This window comes from Actinoplanes sp. NPDC051388 (genome assembly GCF_055586225.1).
In genome coordinates, this window is sequence record NZ_JBVJIP010000020.1 from 162,252 (window position 1) to 185,743 (window position 23,492).

At 71.3% G+C, this 23,492-nt stretch carries 22 protein-coding genes; 14 read left to right on the forward strand and 8 right to left on the reverse strand.

Annotated elements, in window-relative coordinates; genetic code table 11:
• The first annotated feature begins 34 nt into the window (after window positions 1-34).
• Window positions 35-598, forward strand: a complete 564-nt coding sequence (locus ACZ6TI_RS38860; RefSeq protein WP_465350249.1) for a GNAT family N-acetyltransferase — start codon at window positions 35-37, stop codon at window positions 596-598.
• On the opposite strand, the gene mgrA is transcribed toward ACZ6TI_RS38860, so the two are convergent.
• Genes mgrA through ACZ6TI_RS38890 form a run of 6 tightly spaced genes read right to left on the reverse strand, consistent with a single transcriptional unit; the run spans window position 583 to window position 7,915 of the window.
• The gene (gene mgrA / locus ACZ6TI_RS38865) at window positions 583-1,626 is read right to left on the reverse strand and encodes an L-glyceraldehyde 3-phosphate reductase (protein ID WP_465350250.1); all 1,044 of its coding nucleotides are present in this window, start codon (window positions 1,624-1,626) and stop codon (window positions 583-585) included. The two genes, ACZ6TI_RS38860 and mgrA, sit on opposite strands and share 16 nt — an antisense overlap.
• On the reverse strand, window positions 1,623-3,617 hold the full coding sequence (locus tag ACZ6TI_RS38870) for an alpha-galactosidase (protein ID WP_465350251.1): 1,995 nt from the start codon (window positions 3,615-3,617) through the stop codon (window positions 1,623-1,625). The genes mgrA and ACZ6TI_RS38870 overlap by 4 nt, the downstream gene beginning before the upstream one ends.
• 2 nt (window positions 3,618-3,619) lie before the next feature.
• Window positions 3,620-4,837 (reverse strand): cellulase-like family protein, encoded by a 1,218-nt coding sequence (locus ACZ6TI_RS38875; protein ID WP_465350252.1) that lies wholly within the window; start codon window positions 4,835-4,837, stop codon window positions 3,620-3,622.
• The gene (locus ACZ6TI_RS38880; RefSeq protein WP_465350253.1) at window positions 4,834-5,718 is read right to left on the reverse strand and encodes a carbohydrate ABC transporter permease; all 885 of its coding nucleotides are present in this window, start codon (window positions 5,716-5,718) and stop codon (window positions 4,834-4,836) included. Before ACZ6TI_RS38880 ends, ACZ6TI_RS38875 begins: the two co-directional genes overlap by 4 nt.
• Window positions 5,715-6,638 carry a carbohydrate ABC transporter permease gene (locus ACZ6TI_RS38885; RefSeq protein WP_465350254.1) on the reverse strand — a complete coding sequence of 308 codons (924 nt, stop codon included), beginning with the start codon at window positions 6,636-6,638 and terminating at the stop codon, window positions 5,715-5,717. Before ACZ6TI_RS38885 ends, ACZ6TI_RS38880 begins: the two co-directional genes overlap by 4 nt.
• On the reverse strand, window positions 6,635-7,915 hold the full coding sequence (locus tag ACZ6TI_RS38890; RefSeq protein ID WP_465350255.1) for an ABC transporter substrate-binding protein: 1,281 nt from the start codon (window positions 7,913-7,915) through the stop codon (window positions 6,635-6,637). The genes ACZ6TI_RS38885 and ACZ6TI_RS38890 overlap by 4 nt, the downstream gene beginning before the upstream one ends.
• 101 nt (window positions 7,916-8,016) lie before the next feature.
• Here ACZ6TI_RS38890 and ACZ6TI_RS38895 point away from each other — a divergent pair, with 101 nt between their 5' ends.
• The 9 genes from ACZ6TI_RS38895 (at window position 8,017) to ACZ6TI_RS38935 (ending at window position 17,349) form a co-directional block, all read left to right on the forward strand.
• Entirely contained in the window at window positions 8,017-8,739 is a 723-nt protein-coding gene (locus ACZ6TI_RS38895; RefSeq protein WP_465350256.1) for an SDR family NAD(P)-dependent oxidoreductase, read from the forward strand.
• A gap of 17 nt (window positions 8,740-8,756) precedes the next feature.
• Window positions 8,757-9,476 carry a FadR/GntR family transcriptional regulator gene (locus ACZ6TI_RS38900; protein WP_465350257.1) on the forward strand — a complete coding sequence of 240 codons (720 nt, stop codon included), beginning with the start codon at window positions 8,757-8,759 and terminating at the stop codon, window positions 9,474-9,476.
• The gene (gene dgoD / locus ACZ6TI_RS38905; protein WP_465350258.1) at window positions 9,457-10,605 is read left to right on the forward strand and encodes a galactonate dehydratase; all 1,149 of its coding nucleotides are present in this window, start codon (window positions 9,457-9,459) and stop codon (window positions 10,603-10,605) included. The genes ACZ6TI_RS38900 and dgoD overlap by 20 nt, the downstream gene beginning before the upstream one ends.
• Window positions 10,599-11,330 carry a hypothetical protein gene (locus ACZ6TI_RS38910; protein ID WP_465350259.1) on the forward strand — a complete coding sequence of 244 codons (732 nt, stop codon included), beginning with the start codon at window positions 10,599-10,601 and terminating at the stop codon, window positions 11,328-11,330. Before dgoD ends, ACZ6TI_RS38910 begins: the two co-directional genes overlap by 7 nt.
• A gap of 1 nt (window position 11,331) precedes the next feature.
• A complete protein-coding gene (locus tag ACZ6TI_RS38915) occupies window positions 11,332-11,925 on the forward strand; it encodes a bifunctional 4-hydroxy-2-oxoglutarate aldolase/2-dehydro-3-deoxy-phosphogluconate aldolase (protein ID WP_465350260.1) in 594 nt (197 codons plus the stop codon).
• 2 nt (window positions 11,926-11,927) lie between these two features.
• Window positions 11,928-13,964 carry a DUF8189 domain-containing protein gene (locus ACZ6TI_RS38920; RefSeq protein ID WP_465350261.1) on the forward strand — a complete coding sequence of 679 codons (2,037 nt, stop codon included), beginning with the start codon at window positions 11,928-11,930 and terminating at the stop codon, window positions 13,962-13,964.
• Window positions 13,965-14,641: 677 nt separating this feature from the next.
• The gene (locus ACZ6TI_RS38925; protein WP_465350262.1) at window positions 14,642-15,793 is read left to right on the forward strand and encodes a hypothetical protein; all 1,152 of its coding nucleotides are present in this window, start codon (window positions 14,642-14,644) and stop codon (window positions 15,791-15,793) included.
• Between the two features lie 133 nt (window positions 15,794-15,926).
• On the forward strand, window positions 15,927-16,676 hold the full coding sequence (locus ACZ6TI_RS38930; RefSeq protein ID WP_465350263.1) for a CAP domain-containing protein: 750 nt from the start codon (window positions 15,927-15,929) through the stop codon (window positions 16,674-16,676).
• Window positions 16,677-16,698: 22 nt separating this feature from the next.
• Window positions 16,699-17,349 (forward strand): alpha/beta fold hydrolase, encoded by a 651-nt coding sequence (locus tag ACZ6TI_RS38935; protein ID WP_465350264.1) that lies wholly within the window; start codon window positions 16,699-16,701, stop codon window positions 17,347-17,349.
• On the opposite strand, the gene ACZ6TI_RS38940 is transcribed toward ACZ6TI_RS38935, so the two are convergent.
• The gene (locus tag ACZ6TI_RS38940; RefSeq protein ID WP_465350265.1) at window positions 17,339-17,935 is read right to left on the reverse strand and encodes a nucleotidyltransferase domain-containing protein; all 597 of its coding nucleotides are present in this window, start codon (window positions 17,933-17,935) and stop codon (window positions 17,339-17,341) included. The genes ACZ6TI_RS38935 and ACZ6TI_RS38940 overlap by 11 nt on opposite strands.
• A 22-nt stretch (window positions 17,936-17,957) precedes the next feature.
• Here ACZ6TI_RS38940 and ACZ6TI_RS38945 point away from each other — a divergent pair, with 22 nt between their 5' ends.
• The 3 genes from ACZ6TI_RS38945 to ACZ6TI_RS38955 are packed head-to-tail and all read left to right on the forward strand — an operon-like array spanning window position 17,958 to window position 19,707.
• Window positions 17,958-18,431, forward strand: coding sequence for a type II toxin-antitoxin system PemK/MazF family toxin (locus tag ACZ6TI_RS38945; protein ID WP_465350266.1), 474 nt, complete (start codon window positions 17,958-17,960; stop codon window positions 18,429-18,431).
• A gap of 31 nt (window positions 18,432-18,462) precedes the next feature.
• Entirely contained in the window at window positions 18,463-19,044 is a 582-nt protein-coding gene (locus tag ACZ6TI_RS38950; protein ID WP_465350267.1) for a hypothetical protein, read from the forward strand.
• A 12-nt stretch (window positions 19,045-19,056) separates the two neighbouring features.
• Window positions 19,057-19,707: an adenylate kinase family protein gene (locus ACZ6TI_RS38955; protein WP_465350268.1), complete on the forward strand. Its 651-nt coding sequence runs from the start codon at window positions 19,057-19,059 to the stop codon at window positions 19,705-19,707.
• Window positions 19,708-19,794: 87 nt separating this feature from the next.
• On the opposite strand, the gene ACZ6TI_RS38960 is transcribed toward ACZ6TI_RS38955, so the two are convergent.
• On the reverse strand, window positions 19,795-21,819 hold the full coding sequence (locus ACZ6TI_RS38960) for an ATP-binding protein (protein WP_465350269.1): 2,025 nt from the start codon (window positions 21,817-21,819) through the stop codon (window positions 19,795-19,797).
• A 150-nt stretch (window positions 21,820-21,969) separates the two neighbouring features.
• On the opposite strand from ACZ6TI_RS38960, the gene tyrS reads away from it, so the two are divergent.
• Entirely contained in the window at window positions 21,970-23,223 is a 1,254-nt protein-coding gene (gene tyrS, locus ACZ6TI_RS38965) for a tyrosine--tRNA ligase (protein ID WP_465350270.1), read from the forward strand.
• Window positions 23,224-23,492 lie beyond the last annotated feature (269 nt).

Genomic DNA, 23,492 nt, shown 5'->3' on the forward strand with positions numbered 1-23,492 from the left:
GCGGAATGTCCGGAACCGGATCTAGGGTGGGTTCGTGAGTGACTACACGGTCAGGGCCCTGAGCCCGGACACCTGGGACGCCTACGCGCGGATGATGGAGCGGCACAACGGCGTGTTCGGTGGCTGCTGGTGCACCTATTTCCACACCATGCCCGCCGAGAAGACGTACACCGCGGACGGCAACCGCGCCCTCAAGCAGCGCCTGGTCGACGAGGACCGGGCGCACGCCGCCCTCGTCTTCGCCGGCGACGAGGCCGTGGCCTGGTGCCAGTTCGGCTCCCCGGCCGAGCTGCCGAACATCTACCACCGCAAGCAGTACGACGCCGAGACGGACGAGCTCCCGGACTATCGGATCACCTGCATGTTCGTCGACAAGAAGCACCGCCGGAAGGGGCTGAGCGCGGTCGCCCTCCGCGGCGCGCTCGACCTGATCGCCCAGGCCGGCGGCGGAGTCGTGGAGGGCTACCCGCACGTCACCGACGGCAAGAAGCAGTCGGTCCTCTACAACGGCACCAAGGACCTCTTCGAGCGCGCCGGCTTCGAGTTCATCCGCCCGAAGGGCACGAAGAACTGCGTGATGCGTTACAGCGTGCCCTGACGGGCGTCGCGCCACAGGTCGACCGACGAGGTGCTGCCGGCCAGGATCTTCTCGATGGCGGCCAGCTCGTCGGCGGCGAACTCGAGGTTCGACAGGGCCGCCACGTTCTGGTCGAGCTGCTTCACGCTGCTCGCGCCGATCACCAGTGAGGTGACCCGCGGGTCGCGCAGCGCCCAGGCCAGCGCCAGCTGCGAGAGGCTCTGGCCGCGCGCCGACGCCACGTCGTTCAGCGCGTTCAGCTTGGCCACCATGGTCTCGTCGATGCTGTCCGGGTCGAGCGACTTGCCCTGGGTGGCGCGCGATCCCGCGGGGATGCCGTTCAGATATTTGCCGGTCAGCAGGCCCTGCGCCAGCGCGGTGAAGCCGATCACCCCGGCGCCCACCTCGGCGGCGGCGTCCAGCAGGCCCTCGGTCTCGATCCAGCGGTTCAGCATCGAATAGGACGGCTGGTGGATCAGCAGCGGCGTGCCCAGGTCGGTGAGCAGCGCGGCCATCCGCCGGGTGTGCTCGGCGTCGTAGGACGAGATGCCCACATAGAGCGCCCGGCCCGAGCGGACCGCCGTGTCGAGGGCGGCGGCGGTCTCCTCCAGCGGGGTGGTGGGGTCGAAGCGGTGCGAGTAGAAGATGTCGACGTGGTCCAGGCCCATCCGGCCCAGCGACTGGTCGAGGCTGGCGAGCACATATTTGCGGCTGCCACCGCCCTGGCCGTACGGGCCGGGCCACATGTCCCAGCCGGCCTTGGTGGAGACGACGATCTCGTCGCGGTAGGCGCGCAGGTCCTCGCGTACCAGACGACCGAAGTTGATCTCCGCCGAGCCGTACGGCGGACCGTAGTTGTTGGCCAGGTCGAAATGCGTGATGCCGAGGTCGAACGCGCGCCGGGTGATCGCCCGCTGCTCCTCGAACGGCTTGTCGTCGCCGAAGTTGTGCCAGTAGCCGAGGGACAGCGCCGGGAGATCGAGGCCGGAACGCCCGGTCCGCCGGTATTGCATGCTGGAGTAACGGTCTTCCGCCGCGACGTAGGTCATGCCCTGATCTTTACCAGCTCGAACAGGTCGGCGTCATATTCCCGGGTCCAGCGCACCGGCAGGCCGACGTGCATGAGGTGGCTGCCGGAGTAGGGGCCGTAACGGGCATCCGGGTCGAGACCACGCAGCGGCAGCCGCACGTCCCGGCCCGGCACCTGACCGAGCCCGTCCAGCCCGCCGGTGTTCCAGGCGAGCACCACGACCCGGTCGCCGAGCGTGTACTGCACCGCGCAGCGGCCTTCCGAAGGGCCGCCGATCCGGTTCACGACCCCGCGGGTGATGACGTCGCGCACGCCCTTGTAGCGCGCCACCCAGGCGGCCGCCTCATCCAACGACGAAGGAGACCAGCGGGTGATGTCCGCACCGATCCCCAGCACGCCCGCGCACGCGAGCACGAATCGGAAGGCGAGCGAGCGTGGCCGGTCGTCGAAGATCCCTGGCGCGTCGGTCACCCACGAGCTCATCAGGTGCGGCGCCCAGGCGCTCAGGAACCCGTGCTGGATGCGCAGCCGATCCATCGGCCCGGTGTTGTCGCTCGGCCAGAGCACGTCGGTGCGGGCCGCCGTCGCCAGGTCGACCCGGGCCCCACCGGCCGCGCACCCCTCGACCGTGACCTGCGGATATTCGCTGCGCAGATGGTCCAGCAGCCGGTAGAGATGGGCCACGTGCCGGCCGTCGAGATCGATTCCGGCCGGCCCGGCCTCCGTGCGAGGACGGTTGAAATCCCACTTCAGATAACTGATCGGGTACGAGGTGAGCAGCCGGTCCAGCGTGCCGAGCACGAACTCGTAGACGTCGTCGCGCCCAAGGTTCAGCAGCAGCTGATTCCGCACCGATGTCATCGGCCGGCCGTCGACGCGATAGACCCACTCGGGATGCGCCGCATAGAGCGAAGACCGCGGGTTGACCATCTCCGGCTCGATCCAGAGCCCGAAGTCCATCCCCTTCTTGCGCACCTCCGCCACGAACTCCCCGAAGCCGTCCGGGAACTTCACCGGGTCCGGGGCCCAGTCGCCGAGCCCGCCGTGGTCGTCCGCCCGCCCGGTGAACCACCCGTCGTCCACCACGAACGTCTCCACGCCCAGCCCGGCGGCGACGTCCGCGAGCGCGAGCTGCCCGGCCGCGGTGACGTCGAAGAAAGTCGCCTCCCACGAGTTGTAGAGCACCGGCCGGACCCGCTCGAGCCGCTCGCCGGCCAGCCGCCGCTGGTAGTCGTGCCAGACCGCCCCGGTGCCGAACGCCCCGGCCGCCACCGGCGTGCTCAGGGTCTCGCCGGCCGCCAGCGGCACCGGACCCGCGGCGAGGGAGCGGCCGGCGCGCACCCGGGTCAGCCCGGCGGCGTCGGTGTCCGCGGTGATGTGCCACGACCCGGTCCAGGCGAGCATCACGCTGAACGTCGCGTCGCCGGTGGCCACCGCCAGATAGGGCGAGAACTGGTGCCCGGTCACGCCCTGCTCGCTGCCGATCGAGAATCGCCCGCGGGTCAGCGTGACCGACGCCGGCGTGAACTCCTGCTCCCACTGCCCGCACAGGTAGGACAGCTCGGCGCCGGCCGGGGTGGGCACGCAGAACCCGGCCGAGTCGGCGCGCGTCACCAGCAGGGTCTCGGCGCCGTCGTTGGTCAGCTCGACCCAGCGCTCGATCACGTCGGTGCCCGGCGCGAAGCGGTAGCACTGCACGACCCGCAGCCCGGTGATCTCGTCGGCGAAGGTGGCCCGGAGTCCGTCTCGGTCGTCGGCGGAGACGAAACGCCAGGACGTCGCCGGGGCGCCGAGGGCCAGATCGGCGCCGAGGAACGGCCGCTGGCCGTCGGCGGCGTATTCCACCGCGGCGACGTCACCCGCGGCCAGGTATTGCACCTTGCCGTGGAAGCCGAGCGGGGACGGGCCGTCGCTGACGCCGTGCGGACCCCACGCCACCAGTTCGAGCCACTGCCCGGACCCACCGAGCGCCACGGTGTATTCGGTGCTCGCACCGGTGAGCGTCCACATGGTCAGGCAGTCTCCCGGAATTCGTCGTTCAGCCGGCGTTGCAGCGCCACGTCCGCCCACATCGGGTGGTGCGGCGCCGCGTTCGAGCAGACGATCGTGCCCCAGGCGCCGGCCGCCCTGCTCGCGCGCACCGCGTGCTCGCAGATCGCGGCGCCCACCGGGCCCTCCTCGAAGGTGCCGTGCAGCGGCGTGTACCCGACCCAGCCCTCGCCGAAGACCAGCGGAATCTGCTTGCTCAGCGCCCAGTCGGCGGCCACCGCGATCCAGGTGTCCAGCGTCTCGGCCATCGCGCGCCGATGCTCGCCGTAGCGCTCGTAGAGCCAGCGGTCCCATTTCACCGGGTCACACCAGTCGTGCGTGTAGACCTCGCGCCGGGACACCACGGTCGCGTCCAGCCGCCAGCGGTCCGCCGCCGGTGGCAGCCAGTCGTCCAGCTTCGGGGCATCGTCACGCAACAGCTCCGCAAAAGCCCGATCCTGAGGGTACGGGCGGGCCGGGTCCCGCAGCGCGAACTCGGTCACCAGCTGATCGAGCACCCCGTACACGTAGGGGTGGAAGACCGCGACCTGCGCGTTGCGCGGCAGTGAGCGCATGTCGCCGACCGGCACGCGGGCGTAGTTGGCGGTGACCGGCAGGTCGGGGTGCCGGCTGCGGAACCGGTCGATGCCGGCTTCCAGCGAGGGCTGCAGCGGCACCTGATTGAGCCCGCTGTACTGCACTTCGTTGTGCAGCTCGACGAATGCGACGGTGTCCGCCAGCCCCTCGGCCTCGAGCACGTCGCACAGCTCGGCGTGCGCGTCGGCGAGCGCAACGGCCCGTTCGCCCGGCGGCACTTTTTGCAATGCGCGATGCCAGGCGTCGTCCGGCGCGAAGCAGGGGCTCTGCTGGTATTCCCAGCTCGACACGATCACCCGGCAGTCGTGGCGCTGGGCGGCCCGGAAGAGGTCGAGCAGATGCTCGCGGGCGTTCACCGGCGGACCGGGCGGCACGTCATACCACCGTGTTCGCTGCGCGTAGTCCCCGCCCAGACCTTGGAACCGCATGGCGGTGGTGTCCAGCCCGGAACCGAAGAGCAGGAACGGCATCGCGCAGATCCGCACGGCGTTGTAGCCGCGCTCGACCGCCTGCCGGAACGCCTCGTCCAGATCGTGGAACGGCTGGCCCGGCCCGGTGCGGGTGTACCAGGTGAAGTCCCAGAGCGTGATGGTCAGCGGCGTCATTTGGTGGAGCCCATCAGCAGACCCGAGACGAAGTGCCGCTGGAACGCGAAGAACACGATCGCGGTCGGGATGGCCGCCACCAGCGACGCGGCGGCCACCACGTTCCAGTTGCTGACGTAGCCGCCCTGCAGATTGAGCAGCGCCGCGGTGACCGGCAGCTTCGCCTCGGTGCGCAGCACGGTGATCGCCCAGATCAGGTCGTTGAAGATCCAGGTGGTGGCCAGCGCGCCGAGGGCGGCGAGCGACGGCCGGCACAGCGGCATGATGATCCGGGCGTAGATCTGCACCGGCCCGGCGCCGTCGATCCGGGCCGCCTCGGTCAGCTCGCCGGGGATCGAGCGCATGAAGCCGTAGAGCACGAACGTGTAGAAGCCCAGACCGAAGCCGACGTGGATGACCACCAGGCCGGTCAGGGTGTCGTAGATGCCGATCGACTCCATCACCCGGGAGACCGGGATCAGCAGGATCTGCGGCGGGAGCAGGTTGCCGGCCAGCATGGTGAGCAGGATCGCGCGGCGGCCGGGGATGGCGTAGCGGCTGAGCGCGTAGGCCGCCCAGGACGCGAGCAGCAGAGTGATCAGCACGGCCGGCACGGTGACCTTGGCGCTGGTCCACAGGGCCCGGCCCATCGAGCCGGTGCCCAGCGCGGTGGCGAAACCGTCCAGCGTGAAGCTGTCCGGCAGCGCCGCGGTGCCGCGGGCGACGATGTCGTCGAACGAGCGGAACGCCAGCAGCACCACGAAGATCATCGGTGCCACCCAGAGCAGGGTGAGCGGCGCCATCACGGCGTGGAACACCCAGCGCCGGCGGCTGCGGCCGGGCGCCACCGGGACGTCCTCGGGGGTGCTGGTGCCCGGCGGCACCAGAGTCGCCGCGGTCATACCTCAACCTCTTCCCTCGTCGCGCGGATCAGATAGGTGATGATGAAGATCAGCGCGAGGGCGAAGATCACCACCGCGATCGCGGACGCGTAGCCCAGGTTCAGGAACGTGAAGCCCTGCTGGAACATGTAGGTGCTGAGCAGCTCGGACGAGTGGTAGGGCCCGCCCTGGGTCATCGCCCAGACGATGTCGAAGGTGCGCAGCGAGTCGATCACGGTGACCGCGAAGACCACCGTGTTCACCCCGCGCAGCTGCGGCCAGGTGATGAAGCGGAAGCGCTGCCAGGCGTTCGCCCCGTCCACCGCGCCGGCGTCGTCCAGCGTCGGGTCGGTGCTCTTCAACCCGGCCAGATAGAGCACCATCACGTAGCCGACCTGCCGCCACACCGCCGCGATCAGCACCGCGTAGAGCGCGGTGTCCGGGTCGGCCAGCCACTGCTTCTCCAGCCCGGACAGCCCGATCGCGCCGAGCACGGTGTTGACCGTGCCGTCCGGCTGGAACTGCACCCGCCAGAACAGCCCGGTCACCGCCAGCGAAAAGACCATCGGCAGATAGATCGCGCTGCGGTAGAGCCCGACGCCGCGGCGCCCACGGTTCAGCGCGAGTGCCAGCGCCAGACCGCCGAGCACCGACAGCCCGCCGAAGCCGACCGCCCAGATCACGTTGTTCTGCAGCGCGCCCAGGAAGATGTCGTCGGCGCCCAGCGCGCGGAAGTTGTCCAGGCCGACGGGCTCGGCCGCGCCCAGCCCGTTCCACTTGGTCAGGGACAGGTAGAAGCTGTTCAACGCCGGCCAGAACACCATGGCCAGCTCGACCGCGGCCGGAACGAGCAGGAAGAGCCAGACCACCGGCGGCACGCGCCGCAGCCCGGACTTCCGGCGCGGCGCCGTCCCGGTCCGCGGCGCGGTCAGCGTGGTCACGACCCGAAGACCTTCTTCGCGCCGGCCTGCCAGTCGGCGAGGATCCTGGTGACGTCACCGGGGGAGTCGAGGAACTTGGTGAGCGCGGTGTCCGCGACGGTCTGCAGCTGGTCGCTGGAGTCGCGGTTGAAGAACTGGGTGAGCGTGGCGCTGTCGTCGAGCATCTTGATGCCCTTCTGCACCAGCGGCGAGAACTTGGTCGTGTCCACCTCGGACGAGGTCGGCAGGTTGGATGACTTGGACAGCTCGATGAAGCTCTGCTGTTGCTGTGCCGAGGCCAGGTAGGTCAGCAGGTCCTTGGCGCCGGCCGGGTTGCGGGTCTTGGCGCTGGCGAAGTAGCCGTCGGTCGGCGCCTCCTCGGCCAGCGGCACGTTCTTGTCGATGATCGGCACCCGGAAGAAGTCGATGTCGTCGACGTCGCCGGTCGGCATCGCGGTGGTGATGAACGCGCCGATCAGATACATCCCGGCCTTCTTCGAGGCCAGCGGCGTCACGGCGTCCTGCCAGGAATACGACCGGCCCTTCGGGTCGATGAACTCGAGCAGCTGCTTGTAGTGATCCATCACCGTCCGGACCTTCGGGTCGTCGAACGAGTGCTTGCCGGCGAGGAGCTCACGGTGGAAGTCGGCGCCGTTGATCCGCAGGTTCAGGTAGTCGAACCAGCCGGAGGCGACCCACTGCGTCGAACCCGTACCCATGGTCAGGGGGTTGACGCCCTTGCTCTTGATCGTCTTGCACAGCTGGATGAACTCGTCCCAGGTGGTGGCCGGCTGCACACCCCACTCCTGGAACGCGGACTTGCGATAGAAGACGCCCCACCAGTAGTAGTTCGTCGGCACGAAGATCTGCTTGCCGTCGGTGGCGGTGGACAGCTCCTTGAGCGCGGGGGAGTAGCCGGCGCACGGCCCGCTGCCGGTCCACAGGTCGGACAGGTCGAGCAGGAAGCCCTTGGACGCGTAGTCGCGGGCCACCGAGCCGGCATACCAGGTGAGCACGTCCGGCGGGTTGCCCGAGTTCAGATAGGTGGGCAGCTGCGCGCGGAAGGTCTCGATGGCGATGGTGTTCAGTGTGACCTTGGTCTTGGTGTAGCCCTCGACCACCTTGGTCAGCGCGGCCTTGGGATTCGCGTCGGAGAGCGACGACTGCAGGGTCAGTGTGGACGAGGCGGCGCCACCGCTGTCGTCACTGCCCGTGGCGCAGCCCCCGAGGAGGCCGGCCAGGCCGATGCCGCCGAGCCCGGCGAGGAACCCGCGGCGACTGAGATCGGAAGAGACCATGCGGACCTCCTGAGGTCGTGTTTCCGAAAGGTTGCATCACGGTTCTCGGGCTGTCAACATATCTTCGTAATTAATGATTAGTTGTTGTCGGAGGGTCGTGGATGAGCGCTCGCTTCGCAGGTCGGACCGCCGTGGTCACCGGTGCCGCGTCCGGCATCGGGGCCGCCACGGCTCGCCGGCTGGCCGCCGAGGGCGCCGCCGTGGTGCTCGCCGACGTGCGCCCGGTGGATGTGTCGGCAGTGGACGGGCAAGCGTGCGCGGTGCTGGCCGACGTCTCCCGCGAAGAGGACTGGGCACGGGTGGCGACTACTGCGCGTGAGCGCTTCGGGCGGGTCGACGTGCTGGTGAGCAACGCTTACGCCGTCGAGGTGCGACCCGCGGGGGAGACCAGCCTCGAGTCCTGGAACCGGCAGCTCGCGGTCAGCCTCAGCGGCGCCTTCCTCGGGGTGCGCGCGCTGCTCGGCGACCTGACCGCCGTGGTCCTGGTCTCCTCGGTGCACGCGCTGGTCGGCCTGCCGGGACATCCGGCCTACGCGGCGGCCAAGGGCGGCCTGGTCGCGCTCGCCCGCCAGCTCGCCGTCGAGTACGGTCCGGCGCTGCGGGTGAACTCCGTCCTGCCCGGCCCGATCATGACCGCCGCCTGGGACCGGGTCGGCCCCGAGGACCGTGCGCGCAGCGTCGCCGAGACGGTCGCCGGCCGGTTCGGCACCCCGGACGAGGTGGCCGCCGCCATCGCCTTCCTGGCCTCGCCGGAGGCCGCCTTCATCACCGGTGCGAGCCTGGTCGTCGACGGCGGCTGGACCGCAGTGAAGTCGTCCTCTTAAGAGCCTTGGGGAGAAAAATGCAGCAGTACGTGGGTCGCGGTGTGCACGGCCAGACCGTCGAGGTGCTGGCCCAGCGCATCCTCAACGGCCAGCTCCCCGAGGGCGGCACCCTCGATCTGAACGCCCTGCAGTCCGAGTTCGACGTCAGCCTGACCGTGCTGCGCGAGGCGCTGCGGGTGCTCGCCGCCAAGGGCATGGTCGACGCCCGCCCCAAGCGCGGCACCTTCGTGCGGCCCCGCGCGGCCTGGAGCCTGCTGGACAGCGACGTGCTGCGCTGGCAGTTCAGCCGGGCGCACCGGCCCGGCCTCTTCGACGACCTGCACGAGCTGCGGGCCATCGTCGAGCCCGGCGCGGCCAGCCTGGCCGCCGCCCGCGCCACCGAGGACGACCTGGCCGCCCTCGACGCCGCGCTGGCCGACATGGCCGCGGCCGGCGACGACCCGGCCGCCGCGGTCGCCGCCGACCTCGCCTTCCACCGCGCGCTGCTCGCCGCCACCCACAACGAGCTGGTGCAGCGCATGGAGGTGCTGATCGAGACCGGGCTCGCCGAGCGCGACCGGATGGTGCACGGCGCGGCCGGCCCGCGTGACCCGGTGCCCAGCCACAAGGCCGTGGTGGACGCGATCCGGCGGCATCACCCCGATCAGGCCGCCCGGGCCATGGGCAAGCTGCTCGACCAGGCGATCGAGGACGTGGCGGCACTCGAAGGGACGGCCCGTGAAGATCGACAGGATTGAGACCTTCCTGGTCCCGCCGCGCTGGCTGTTCTGCCGGGTGTCCACCGACGAGGGCGTCGTCGGCTGGGGCGAGCCGGTGGTCGAGGGCCGCGCCGAGGTGGTCCGGGCCGCGATCGAGGTGCTGTCGGAATATCTGATCGGCGAGGACCCGCTGCGCATCGAGCACCACTGGCAGGTGCTCACCAAGGGCGGCTTCTATCGCGGCGGGCCGATCCTCTCCAGCGCCGTCGCCGGGATCGATCAGGCGTTGTGGGACATCGCCGGCAAGGCGTACGGCGCGCCGGTGCACGCGCTGCTCGGCGGGCCGGTGCGCGACCGGGTGCGGGTCTATGCGTGGGTCGGCGGCGACGACCCCGGCGAGATCGGCGACGCCATGGCGGCGCACGTCGAGGCGGGCATGACCGCGGTCAAGATGAACGCCTGCGGACGCCTCTCGCCGGTGCCCACGGTCGCCGAGATCGACACCATCGTGCGGCGGCTGGCCGCGGCCCGCGAAGCCCTCGGACCGGACCGCGACGTCGCCGTCGACCTGCACGGCCGGGCCAGCCTGCCGGCCGCGCGGATGATCCTGCCGGCCGTGGCGCCCTACCGCCCGCTGCTGGTCGAGGAGCCGCTGGTGCCCGAGCAGACCCACCTGCTCGACCAGCTGACCGGCTGGGCGCCGGTGCCGCTGGCCACCGGGGAGCGGCTCTATGACCGGGCCGGTTTCCTGCCCGCCCTGCGCGCCGGGGTCAGCGTGGTGCAGCCCGATCTCTCGCACGCCGGTGGCATCAGCGAGGTGCGCCGCATCGCCAGCCTGGCCGAGACGCACGGCGCCCTGCTCGCGCCGCACTGCCCGCTGGGCCCGATCGCGCTCGCCGCCAGCCTGCAGGTCGCGCTCGCCACGCCCAACTTCCTGATCCAGGAACAGAGCATGGGCATCCACTACCACCAGGGCGGCGCCGACCTGCTGACCTATGTGGCCGATCCGGAACCGCTGCGGATCGTCGCCGGGCACATCCACCGGCTGGAGCAGCCGGGGCTGGGCATCGAGATCGACGAGGCCGCGGTCCGGCACGCCGACAAGGCCGGGCACGCCTGGCGCAACCCGGTGTGGCGGCAGGACGACGGGTCGTTCGCGGAATGGTGACGGCGGTCGTCGATCCGGCGCACGGCGGGCGGTGGACCAGCCTGCGCGGCGCGCGTCGCGAGTGGCTGTGGCATCGGCCCGATCCTGCTCGCTTCTCCGTGCGGACGGGGGACGCGTTCGTGGACGCGGGCGGGCTCGAGGAGTGCGTGCCGACCGTGCGAGGCGTGCCGGATCACGGCTCGGCCTGGTCGCGGCCGTGGGACTTCTCGGTCGTGGACTGCGGTGACTTCACGCTGCGGCGGCGGTTGTCCCAGGACGGCGACGCGGTGGTGGCCGACTATGCGCTGTCCGCCGCGCCCGGATTCTCGTTCGTCTGGGCCGCGCACGCGCTGCTCGATCTGTCCCCGGCCGCCCGGCTGATCGCGCCGGCCGGTGTGCGGACCCGCGTCGACGGCCTTTCCGCCGAGGCGATCTGGCCGCTGCCGCTGGCGGAACTCGGGCCGGACGACGGCACCGCCTTGGGCGCGATCCTGCTCGACTGCCCGGCCGTCACGGTCGACGACGGTGAGCGGCTGACCTTCCGCCTGGAAGCCGACGGCGTGCCGGTGTCCACAGCTTTGTGGCGCAACCTCGGCGGATGGCCGCTTTCCGAGCCCTATCGCAGCATCGGCGTCGAGCCCATGCTCGGCCGCGTCTTCGACCGGGCGCTCGCCGGACCGGGCGACCTCGCCGTCGTCCCGTCGAGCGGTGTCTGTTCGTGGCGGCTGACCGTAGTCGAGGAGTGAAATGAACGAGATCTTCCGTGACAGCAAGCTGATGGCGATCCTGCGCGGCCTGCCGCCGGCCGAAACCGTCGCGCTCGCCGGGCGGCTCTGGGACGCCGGAGTGACCGTGCTGGAGATTCCCATCGCCTCGCCGGAAGCCGTCGCGTCCTTGCAGGCCGCGGCGACCGCGGCCGAAGAGCGTGGCCTGCGCGTCGGCGCCGGCACGGTGATCACTCCCGCGCAGGTGGCCGCGGCGGCCGAGGCGGGCGCCCAGTACACGGTCGCCCCCGGCTTCGACCCGGCCGTGCTCGCCGCCAGCCTCGCCGCCGGGTTGCCGCACCTGCCCGGCGTCGGCACCGCGACCGAGGTGCAGAAGGCCTGGCTGGCCGGCTGCCGATGGCAGAAGGCGTTCCCCGCGGCGGCGCTCGGCACCGCGTGGATCAAGGCCCTGCACGGCCCCTTCCCCGATGTCCGGTTCGTCGTCACCGGTGGCCTCGCCGTCGACGACGCGCCGGCCTTCCTCGCCGCGGGCGCACGTGTGGTCGCCCTCGGCGCGGCCCTCGCCGACCCGTCGCAACGTGAGCGGATCGGCACCCTCCTCCACCCCAAGGAGTAACCGTGCGCCTCCTCCGCACTGCCGCTCTGTCCCTCCTGCTGGTCACGCTCGGTGCCGTGCCGGCCCAGGCCGCACCGGCGCCCTCGCTGAAATCGGCGACGCCCTACATGGGCTGGAACACCTACTTCGGGCTCGGCGGCGACCCCACCGAAGCCGAAGTCAGGTCGATCGCCGACTTCATGGCCGCCCGCGGGCTGCGGGACGCCGGTTACCGGATCATCTGGATCGACGGCAACTGGGCCGCGCCCACCCCGCGCAACGACGGCGGCGCGCTGGTCGCCGACCCGGCCCGGTTCCCGTCCGGCATGAAGAGGCTGACCGAATACCTGCACTCGCGCGGGTTCCAGGCGGGCATCTACACCGACGCCGGGCCCTACATCGAGGGCCAGTGCGGGCTCGGCAGCTATGGGCACTTCCGGGCCGACGTGCGGCAGTTCGCCCGGTGGGGCTTCGACGCGCTCAAGGCGGACTGGCTCTGCGGCCGGGCGGCGGGACTCGATCCGGAAACCACCTATCGGCAGCTCAGCGCCGAGATCCAGCGCTCGCCGCGGCCGCTGATCCTGAACATCTGCAACCCGGTGAGCAGCGACTGGGGTGGTGGGCCCTATCCGCCGGAGAAGCTGTCCACCTGGTCGTACACCTATGCGCCGGAGATCGCCGACTCGTGGCGCACGTACACCGACGTGGGGCTGGTCGACGTGCAGCCGCAGTGGCAGTACCAGTGGGTGCTGCGCAACATGGACGTGAACGCGTACCACCCGGCGGCGACCGGGCCGGGGCACTTCAACGACCCCGACTACCTGGTGCCGATGCGGCCGCTGCCGGGTGGCGGCACCGAGCTGACCTTCGACGAGTCGCGCACCCAGCTGGGCATGTGGGCGATGATGGCGGCGCCGCTGGTGCTCGGCTCCGACCCGCGCACCCTGCCGGCGCAGATGATCGACGCGCTGCGCAACCCGGAGATCGTCGCGGTCGATCAGGACCCGCGCGCCGAACAGGGCATCAAGATCGCCGACCAGACCGCCACCACGCAGGTGTGGAGCAAGACGCTGAGCGGGTCGGGCCGGCGGGCGGTCGCGCTGCTCAACCGCGGCGACACGGCCGCGCAGATCACGGTGACCTTCGCGGATGTCGCGCTGGGCGGTCCGGTCCGGGTGCGTGACCTCTGGGCCCGTCAAGACCTGGGTACGCCCACCGGCGCGTACACCGCCACCGTCCCGCCGCACGGCGTGGCGATGCTCCGGCTGACCGGCGCCGACCAGGTCCCCGGCGAGGATCTCGGCCTCTCCGCCACCGCCGCCCCCGCGGTCGCCGGCGGACGGGTCTTCGCCCGAGCCGCCGACGGCACCCTGAAGGAGAACGCCGGCAGCGGCTGGCACCCGCTCGGCCTGCGCATCGAGGGCCAGCCCGCCGCCTACGAATCACCCGGCGGCCGGATCGACGTCTTCGCCCGCGGCACCGACAACGCCGCCTGGCACCGCGCCCTGATCGGCGGCCGCTGGGGCGACTGGATCCGGCTCGGCGGACGCCTGACCGAAGCGCCCAGCGTGGCCTTCGCCGGCCCGGAGAACTGGACGCTGGTCGCCCGCGGCGCCGACGGCCTGGTCACGTCCAGGTCCGCACGCGGCGGCTGGACCTCGGTGGGCGCACCGGACGACCGACCGTTCCCGGGCCGGCCCGCCGCCGCGCTGGACGCCGACGGCCGGGTGCACGTCGCGGTGCGCAGCCGCACCGACGAGGTGTTCGAACGGGTCGGTACCGCCGGCGTCTGGTCGGCGTGGACCGGCCTCGGCGGCACCACCAGCGACAGCCCGACGATGGTGGCGAACGACGGCCGGATCTACCTGTTCTCCCGGGCCGCCGACAACCGCGTCTGGCAGCGCAACCACGTGGCCGGCGCCTGGGGCGGCTGGTTCCCGCGCGGCGAGTTCCCGGCCGGCTCGTTCCGCGGCCCGGTGGGCGCCGGACCGGCTCCGGACGGAGGCGCGATCATCGCGATCCGCGGCGTCGACGACCGGATCCACCGTTCGACGCTCTAGGGGCGTTCGTGGATCAGCCAGCGGTTGCGGCGCTGCTCAGAGCGCGGAGGAAGCAGAGCGGCTTTGCGGCCTGAGGGGGAGCGCGCCGCGCGGCGGGCTGCGCTTCCTCAGAGGGAGCAGAGCGGCTTTGCGGCCTGAGGGGGAGCGCGTCGCGCGGCGGGCTGCGCTTCCTCAGAGGGAGCAGAGCGGCTTTGCGGCCTGAGGGGGAGCGCGTCGCGCGGCGGGCTGCGCTTCCTCAGAGGGAGCAGAGCGGCTTTGCGGCCTGAGGGGGAGCGCGCCGCGCGGCGGGCTGCGCTTCCTCAGAGGGAGCAGAGCGGCTCTGCGGCCTGAGAGGGAGCGCGCCGCATGGCAGGCTGCGCGCTTCCTCAGAGGAAGCAGAGCAAAGGGCCCCCGGCGGTCGGGAAGCCCGAACAGCCCAGGGCCCCGTCCTGCCGATCAAGAGAGGCTGCGGCGTCGCTGGTCCGCAGACCACCCACACGCAGCCCCGCCGTGCGGCCACTGCCGGCGATCCACGAAAGACTCAGGTCTATAGCGGTCGCGGCGGAACCCCCGCGGCCGACGCCGGACGGCTCGCGGACCGCGCCTTGCTCTCGCTCGATCGGCGGGACGCGGCCTGATCGCCGATACTCCCGGCGGCGCGCCACCTCTACGCTGGTGGCCGGCGACGGGAGTGGACGGTGACGCGTCAGCGCGCGATCGAGGAGACCGCGGAGACCGAGGCCTCCGCGCCCGTGGTGCGCCCGGCCGCGACCCTGCTGGAGTCCGCCGGCAACCGCGCGGTGGCGGGCCTGTTCAACGGCGCCGCGACGATCTTCCGGTCGCCCGACCTGGCCACTGTGGGCAGGCAGCTGGGCCGGGCCATCACGGTCAAGGACAAGGCCGACGAGCTGACCGCGAAGGGCCGCTCGCGGGAGGCCACCGCGTTGCTGAACATGATCGCCTATGCCGACCTGCATCCGTCCGGGCCGTTGCAGGCGCCGATGCCGGTCGACCCGGGGTTCGGGCTGCGGCTGCGGATGGCGGTCGCCGACCTGGGTGACGAGATGCTGGCCGCGGCGGACTTCGCGGCCCTGCCGGAGCGGCTCAAGGCGATCGTCTTCATCGCCGAGAAGCTCAACCTGACCCCGCTGGCCGGCGCCCCCGCGGCCCAGGACCAGGAGTGGATGACCACCCACGACACCACCACCGGCGGCCGGAACAAGTCGGTGCCGGGCAGCGTCGGCACCTACGGGCCGACCTCGTGGAAGTGCAACAAGCTGGTCGCCGACTCCTACCTGGCCGGCGACGGCGCCTCGATCGGGAAGAAGAACTACCCGATGTACGAGGAGAAGGGCGGCAAGCGCGACTGGGGTTACAAGGCGAGTGACCTGGCCGCCGACGTGAGCGGCGGGGTGCCGAAGCTGACCCCGGGCAAGGAGCTCAAGCACTTCCCGTACAGCGAGCTGCTGCATCTGTCCGCGGACGGCAGCTCGGTGGTGGAGATCGACGAGTTCGACGCGGCCGGCAAGCGCACCGCCCGGTTCATCCTGAACGGCGGCGTCTTCGAGAAGCACGAGCTCGACAAGGCCGGCAACTGGACGAAGACCGCGGTCACGAAGAACCCGGACGAGCTCTTCCCGGGCTCGACCGCCCAGGCCGGCGACATCGTCGCGTTCCACTCGGCGGATCGGAACACTTCCGGGCATACCGGCCTGAACCTCGGACGCGACCTGTTCATCAGCGCGATGAACGCCACCGAGGGCATCGGCATCCTCTCGATCAACCAGCACATCGACCCGGGCACCTGGGACCGGTACGACTATGTGGGCTTCCGCAGCTTCACCAAGTAATCCCTGGATAACGGCCCTTATCTCTGGCTGAGTCGATTCTTAAGGATTCTTTAGGGGTTCGAGGGGCGACGGCGCCGCCGCGCATAGTGAGGGCCGCCCGTCCCCACCTGCGAAAGCGATCCCCACCGTGTCGATGTCCGCAGCCGCCCGCTTCCGCTACACCCTCGTGGCCGGCGCCACCGCGGTGGTGATCGGCAGCGGCTTCACCTTTGCCGGATTGCAGCGCCATGCCACCAGCGACGCCGCCGCCACGACTCCCCGCGCGGCGGCGGCGCCGCTGGACGCGCCGGCGCCCGTACCCCCGGCTGGTGTGGATCTTGATCTGGACTCCAGCGCCGACCCGTCGTCGGCGTCGCCGACGACCCCGGCCACCACCAAGCCCACGCCGAAGGCGACCACCAGCAAACCGAAGCCCAAGCCGAAGCCGAAACCCAAGCCCGTGGTGCAGGCGCCGTCCACCGGCGACGCGATCATCGACGCGGTGCTCGGGCACATCAACGCGGCCCGTGCGGACGAGGGTCTGCGGGCGCTCCAACTGGACAGCAAGCTGTCGAAGGCGTCCGCCCTGCACAACCAGGTGATGATCGACGGGTGCGGGCTGAGCCACCGCTGCTCGGGCGAGAAGGACCTGGGCGACCGGTTCAGCGCGCAGGGCGTGAACTGGAGCCGGGCGGGGGAGAACATCGGCTTCGGTTCGGCCGGATCGAGCAACGCGGCCAAGATCCGTGCCGCGAACGGCCTGACCGACAGCATGCTGGCCGAGAAGCCGCCGAACGACGGGCACCGCAAGAACCTGCTGAACCCTGAGTTCACCCGGGTCGGCCTGTCGGTGGTGCGCGACGGGAAGGGCATCGTCTGGTTCACCCAGGACTTCGTCGGGTGAAGTCGGGTGAAATAGTTGTTCGATGACGATTGTGCTGCTGCACAGCCCGCTGGTCGGACCGCTCACCTGGCGAGCTGTGGCGGCGCGCCTGCCCGGTGACGTGCTGACCCCGGACCTGACCGGCGCGACCACCCACCAGGCGGTGGCCGACCGGGTGGCCGAGTCGCTGATCGGCGACGAGCCCGCGGTGCTGGTCGGGCACAGCGGCGCCGGTCCGCTGCTGCCGCGCATCGCACACACCGTCGAGCAGCCGGTCGCGGCCGTGGTCTACGCCGACTCGGTGCTGCCGCACCCGGGCGAGAGCTGGGTGCAGAAGGCGCCGGCCGACCTGGTCGAGCTGCTGGTCGACCTGACCGGCGACGACGGCGTGCTGCCGCCCTGGCACGAGTGGTTCGGGCCGGACGCGATCGCCGAGATCCTGCCGGACCCGCAGGTGCGGGCCGCCTTCGTGGCGGACTTGCCGCGGCTGCCGTTCAGCTACTTCACCGAGCCGGCGGCCGGCGACGAGTGGTCCGGCCCGGCGGCCTACCTCCTGCTCAGCGAGGGCTACCGGGAGGACGCCGAGGCCGCGCGCCGGGCCGGGCTGCCGGTCGTCGAGCACGTCGACCACCACCTGGCGATGCTCACCGACCCGGACGGGGTCGCCGCCGCGGTCGCCGAGGTCATTCCGTAGCGGCGATCCACTCGTGCCCAGGATGCACCTGCACCAGGGCATCGTGCAGCCAGGCCCGCTCGCGGTCCGACATCCGCGGCAGCGCGGCCGCGAAATCCGCCCGGTCCTTGTCCCGCACCGCCTTGGCCTTGAAGAGCAGGACGATCTCGGGCTTCAGGTACGGGATCCCGTCCGCCGTCACCGAGATGATCTCCACATAGGGCCGCCGGATCGACTCGTCCCGCCGGCAGATCCAGTCGTCCCCGGCATGCGGCTCCCGGAACACGTCGAACCGCCACACCCGCTCGGCCCGCTCATAGGCCCAGGTCTGATGCGACTCGCCGGCCAGCGTCTCGGCGGTCATCCGGGCCAACCGCCCCTCGCCCTGCGGCACCCAGAAGTCCATCTCGGGGAACCGCGGCGGCAGCGTCTCGAAGTACGACGCCTGGACCGCGATCTCCAGATCCTCGTGCTCGCGCGTCTGCTCGCCCAGGAACAGGTCGATGGCCCAGCCCGCGGCGACGAACCAGGTGCACTTCGCCCCGGCCATCCGCTCGGTGACGGTCTGCGGCGACCAGGCCGCCCACGCCTCGGTATCTGGCTGCATCCGTTCACCGTAGAGTGCGGCGGTGGCCAACATCTTCCAGGGCATCGCCGCGACCGCACGCAAGGTCGCGGCGAAAGTCGCCCCGGCGAACCAGCGACCGGGTCCCCGGCACGTTCCCACCTCCGACCGTGGCCGGCGACTCGACTACTCACCGAAGCTGGACGGCGACGCCGACCCGGGCGAGATCGTCTGGACCTGGGTGGTCTACGAGGACGACCCGCATCAGGGCAAGGACCGGCCGGTGCTGGTGGTCGGGCGCGACGGCCGCACCCTGCTGGGCCTGATGCTCTCCTCGCAGAGCGAGCGGGACGGCCAGCGCAACTGGCTCGCCCTCGGCCCCGGCGAATGGGACCGGGACAACCGGCCGAGCTGGATCCGCCTCGACCGCGTGCTGGAGGTCGACGAGGACGGCATCCGCCGTGAGGGCGCCGTGCTGGACCGTGACCGTTTCGACCGCGTCGCGACGGAATTGCGCCAGGAGTACGGCTGGCGCTAGGCCGAGGACGGCGTCCGGATAGCGTTAGGGCATGACAGCGGACGTCATGGTCGGATTCGGCGGCAAGCAGGCCTGGCTCGCGGTGCGCGACGGCGACCCGGAGCGGGTTCTGGCCGCCCTCGGCCTGCGTGACCTCGGCGCGGTCCGGTGGCGCGACGGCATCGACCTCGCCCACCTGAGCGACGACCGGGTGGCCGTCACGCCGCCGCTGCAGGGTGCCCGCGACACCCCCTGGGTGCTCGCCGCCGGCCGCTGGCTGATGCGCCCCGGCACCAGCCTCGACCTGCCCGGCCTCTCCGCCGAGCTGCACACCGAGGTGCAGTTCTTCGCCACCCACCGGGTCACCGAGTCGCACCGCTGGCAGCGGGCCGCCGACGGCGAACTTCTCCGGGCGTTCGGTTATGTCGGGCAGACCGGCGCGGTGACCTCGTGGCACGGTGATCCCGACCCGGCCGAGCGGGACGCCGGGCTGCCCGCCGAGCTCGACGACGAGACCACGGTGCTGATCGCCGAGCAGGACGTGCTCAAGGTGGCCGGCGCCTGGAGCATCGACCCCACCACCCTCGGGGGCCGGCCCGCGCCGGGCCCGATCCGTCTCGGCGCCGCCGACTGAGAAGGGCACACCATGCGCAAGTACGTGATGATGGGCGTTCAGGGCAGCGGCAAGGGCACCCAGAGCGAGCTGCTCTGCGGCGATCTCGACATGGTCCACATCGGCGTCGGTGACCTGTTCCGCTGGCACGTGCAAAATCACACCAAGCTCGGCGCCCAGGTGCGGCGGGCGATGAACGCCGGCGAGCTGATCGGCGACGACGAGGTCGAGTCGGTGGTGCGCGGCCGGCTGGACCAGCACGACTGGAACTACGGTTTCGTCGTCGACGGCTTCCCCCGCAACGCCCGGCAGGCCGAGTTCTTCATGGAGAGCTTCGACATCGACGCGGTCATCCACCTGGAGATCCCGGACGACGAGGTGCGGCGGCGGGTGCTCAGCCGCCGGCTCTGCCCGAACTGCGGGATGGACTACAACCTGATCGCGGACCGTCCCGAGGTGGAGGGCCGCTGCGACATCTGCGGGCACGAACTGACCACCCGGGCGGACGACACCCCCGAGGCGCTGGACGCCCGGCTGCGCGACTACCACGAGAAGACCCGGCCGGTGCTGGAGCTGTTCCGGCGCAAGGAGGTCGTGTTCGACGTGGACGCCCGGCCGGCGCCGGAGGACGTCCAGCAGAACATCCGCAAGCTGCTCGGACTGCCGGCCTATGCGGCGAATTGAGCAGCGAATGGCCTGTCGGGTGAGCTGCTGATCGAGGCAGGGTGCACGCCGGAAGGGGGCGCACCGGGGGGCCGCGCCCTCTTCCCCCTATTCCGCGGCGATGCCGTACATCTCCTTTTTCCAGAGCACGTTGCAGACCGCTTCCAGGCCCCGGGTCAGGTGCCGGCGATAGGTGCTGAACGGCAGCCCGAGCCGCTCGGCCGCCGCCTCCTGGGTCGCCGCGCCACTCAGGAACGTCGCGGTCAGCGCCCGCTGATACTTCGCCTGGCGGCTGTCCGAGCCCAGCGCGTGCAGGGCCGCCTGGAGCTCCTCGCGCAGCGCGGCGACCGGGGTCTCCGCGGTGCCGTCCACGATCAGGCGGCTGCCGATCAGCCGGTTGTCGGCCAGCAGATCGGGGCGGCGCCAGCAGCGCAGCGCGTCGCGTACCGCGAGATCGAAGTCGGCGCGGGTCATCCGCGGCCCGGTCAACGCCCGGCCGGCCGCCGAGGCCGGCCGGCGCGACAGCATCAGGTCGTCGGCCCGCTCGTGCCACTCGTCCGGCTCCCGCTCGCGCCAGTTGGTGGCCAGCAGTGTGTAGTCGCGGCCGCCGACCTCCGCCGCGCCGACCTGCTCGCCCGAGCAGTACTCGTCGAAGATCGGCGCCCAGAAACCCGGGTCCGGTGTGCTGAAGAAGGTCCAGGTCAGCCGGTCGTCGCGGATCAGGTCGGCGGTCCAGCGCAGCTGCATCAGGTCCATCGCCGGCGACGGCCGCTGGTAGGCGCCCGGATCGATGGCGAACCGGATCACCGCGAGGTGCTCGCCCGGCCCGAGCGGCGCCACCGCCCGGGTGTGCTCCCACGCGCGGGCCAGCACCGGGTCGGCCAGCTCGTCCGCGGCCGGCTGCGCGATCACCAGCCGGGCGAAGAAGGCCCGCACCTCGCCGCGCCGCCTTTGCACCCGGAACGCGTCCGGCTGCCGGTCGAGCCAGAACTCCGCCAGCTCCCGCGATTCGGCGCCCTCGGTGCGCTCGACGATCGCCAGCACCGCCGCGCGGTCGGCCGGCCGGTAGCGGTCCTCCTCGAGCCCGGCGTCGCCATCGAACACGTAGGACTTCGCGGTCTGTGCCCGCTGCGCATAGGTCAGCTCGGCGATCGCGGCCAGCACGGTGTCGTCGGCCGCGGTGCGCACCCGCTCGACCAGGTGGGTGCGGATCCGGGTGTGCGTCTCGCCGTAGGTCTGCGGGTCCCGCCACCGCAGCTCGCTCTCCAGCATCCGGCGCACCACGTCGCGCGGGTGCAGGCCACGCTCGTCCGGCTCGATGAAGGGCAGCTCGCACAGCCAGTCGAAGAGCGCCGCCGCGTCCGCGTCCGGCAGCGCGACCCGCAACAGCTCCTCGGTGGTGGTCAGGGCGTGCGCGCTCACCTCGAGCGCCCGGCGGTGGTCCGGCGAGGGCGGTTCGCCCACGATCCGGGAGAGCACCGTACGCGCCACCGCGTGCCCCGACCTCTCCAGCGGCCGCCGCACCGCCGCCTGCGCGGACACGTGCAGCGCCAGCGGGTTCCCACCACCGAACGCGGCCACCGCGGCCCGTTGCGCCGGACCCAGGTCGTACGGTTCGAGCAGCACCGCTGCCTCGTCCGGGGTGAGGTCGTCCATCGGGATCGCCCGCAGCACCCCGGCCCAGCCCGGCTCGGCCAGCCAGTCGGCCTCCGGCGCCTGCCGTCCGGCGAGGACCACCACGCTGCCGCTCGGCATGATCGGCAGGAACACGTCACGCAGCCAGTGCCGGGGGAGGTCCCAGCGGTCCAGCGAGTCGATCAGCAGCACCGGCCGCTCGACGCGCAGCGCCGCCTCGGCCGCGGTCAGGAACGCCTGCACCCCGGCGTCCTCGCCGTAGCAGTCGACCAGCACGGCCTCCCGGCGGGCCGACCGGGCCTCGTCCGCGAAGCGCCGGAGCAACGCGGATTTGCCGATCCCGCCCGGCCCGTGGAGATGCAGCACGCTGAACGGCCCGGCGGCCATCTCCAGCGCCGCCCGGAAACGCCGCAGCTCGGCGGCCCGGCCGGCGAACGAACGCGCCCGCATCGCCCGCAGATGCTCCTCGAGGCGGGGGACCGTCAGTGAGGGCTCCACCAGCAGTCCTGACCGTGCGTCATTCATCGGAACCTCGCAGTAGTTGAACCTTCGAGCAACTCAAAGAATGATGGGTTCCGATCGCCATCTGATACATGAGTTCCACAAACCCGGTGTGAACGCGCCTCGGGAGTGCGCGACAATTCAGGCGTGACTCTCGTAGACGACCTGCAGTGGCGTGGACTGATCCAGGACTCGACCGACCCCGAACACCTCCGGGCGGCGCTCGACGGCCCCCCGATCACGTTCTATGTCGGTTTCGACCCGACCGCCGCGTCGCTGCACGCCGGCAACCTCATGCAGGTGGTCACCGCCCGCCGGCTCCAGCTGGCCGGGCACCGCCCGCTGATCCTGGTCGGCGGCGCCACCGGGCAGATCGGTGACCCCAAGGAGTCCAGCGAGCGGTCCCTCAACCCGCCCGAGGTGACCGCCGAGTGGGTGCAGCGCATCCGCGGCCAGCTCGCGCCGTTCGTCACCTACGACGGGGACAACGCCGCCACCCTGGTGAACAACCTGGACTGGACCGGCCCGACCTCGGTGATCGAGTTCCTGCGCGACGTCGGCAAGCACTTCCCGGTGAACAAGATGCTGGCCCGCGACGTGGTGCGCAACCGCCTGGAGAGCGGCATCAGCTTCACCGAGTTCAGCTACCAGCTGCTGCAGGCCAACGACTTCCACGAGCTGCACCGCCGGCACGGCTGCATGCTCCAGTTCGGCGGGTCCGACCAGTGGGGCAACATCACCGCCGGGGTGGACTTCGTGCGGCGCCGCGGGGCCGGCCCGGTGCACGCCTTCACCACTCCGCTGGTGCTCAAGTCCGACGGCACCAAGTTCGGCAAGAGCGAGGGCGGCAGCATCTGGCTCGAGCCGGCGATGACCTCGCCCTACGCGTTCTACCAGTTCTGGATCAACGCCGACGATCGCGACGTCATCAACTACCTGCGCTTCTTCAGCTTCCAGAGCCGCGAGCAGATCGAGGAGCTGGAGAAGGCGACCGCGGACCGGCCGCAGGCGCGGCTCGCGCAGCGCTCGCTGGCCTACGAGGTGACCGAGCTGGTGCACGGCAAGACCGAGGCGGACCAGGCGGTGGCGGCCAGCCAGGCCTTGTTCGGCCGAGGATCGCTGGGGGAGCTCTCCGCGGACACGTTGCGGGCCGCCTTGGCCGAGGCCGGTCTGGTTTCGGTACGCGGTGAGCTGCCGACCGTCGGTCAGCTGCTGCAGCAGTCCGGCCTCGTGAAGAGTGGCGGGGAGGCGCGGCGCACGGTGGCCGAGGGTGGGGCATACGTGAACAACGAACGGGTGACCGACGCCGACGCCGTGGTGCCGTCGTCGGCGCTGCTGCACGGGCGGTTCCTGGTGCTGCGTAAGGGCAAGCGGACCTTCGCCGGTGTCGAGGTGGTTTGAGTTTCCCCAGGTCATGGCCGTGTGATGGCCGTCGCATGACCCCGATTTGGCGGCCCGGGAACGAGCCTGTAATGTTCTCAGGGCCGCCAGGGAAACGGGCGAGCCGCGGGGAAGATCCGCAGCGGCCGTCCTGGGGGAACCCCAAGAGCTTCGCCTCTTAAACGAGGTGGGTTGTTGGTGTGTGGTTGTTCTTTGAGAACTCAACAGGGTGCTAGATAAGCCAGTGCCAATTAGTTATACCCCGGCCAGGGCGTTTTTGTTCTGGTTGT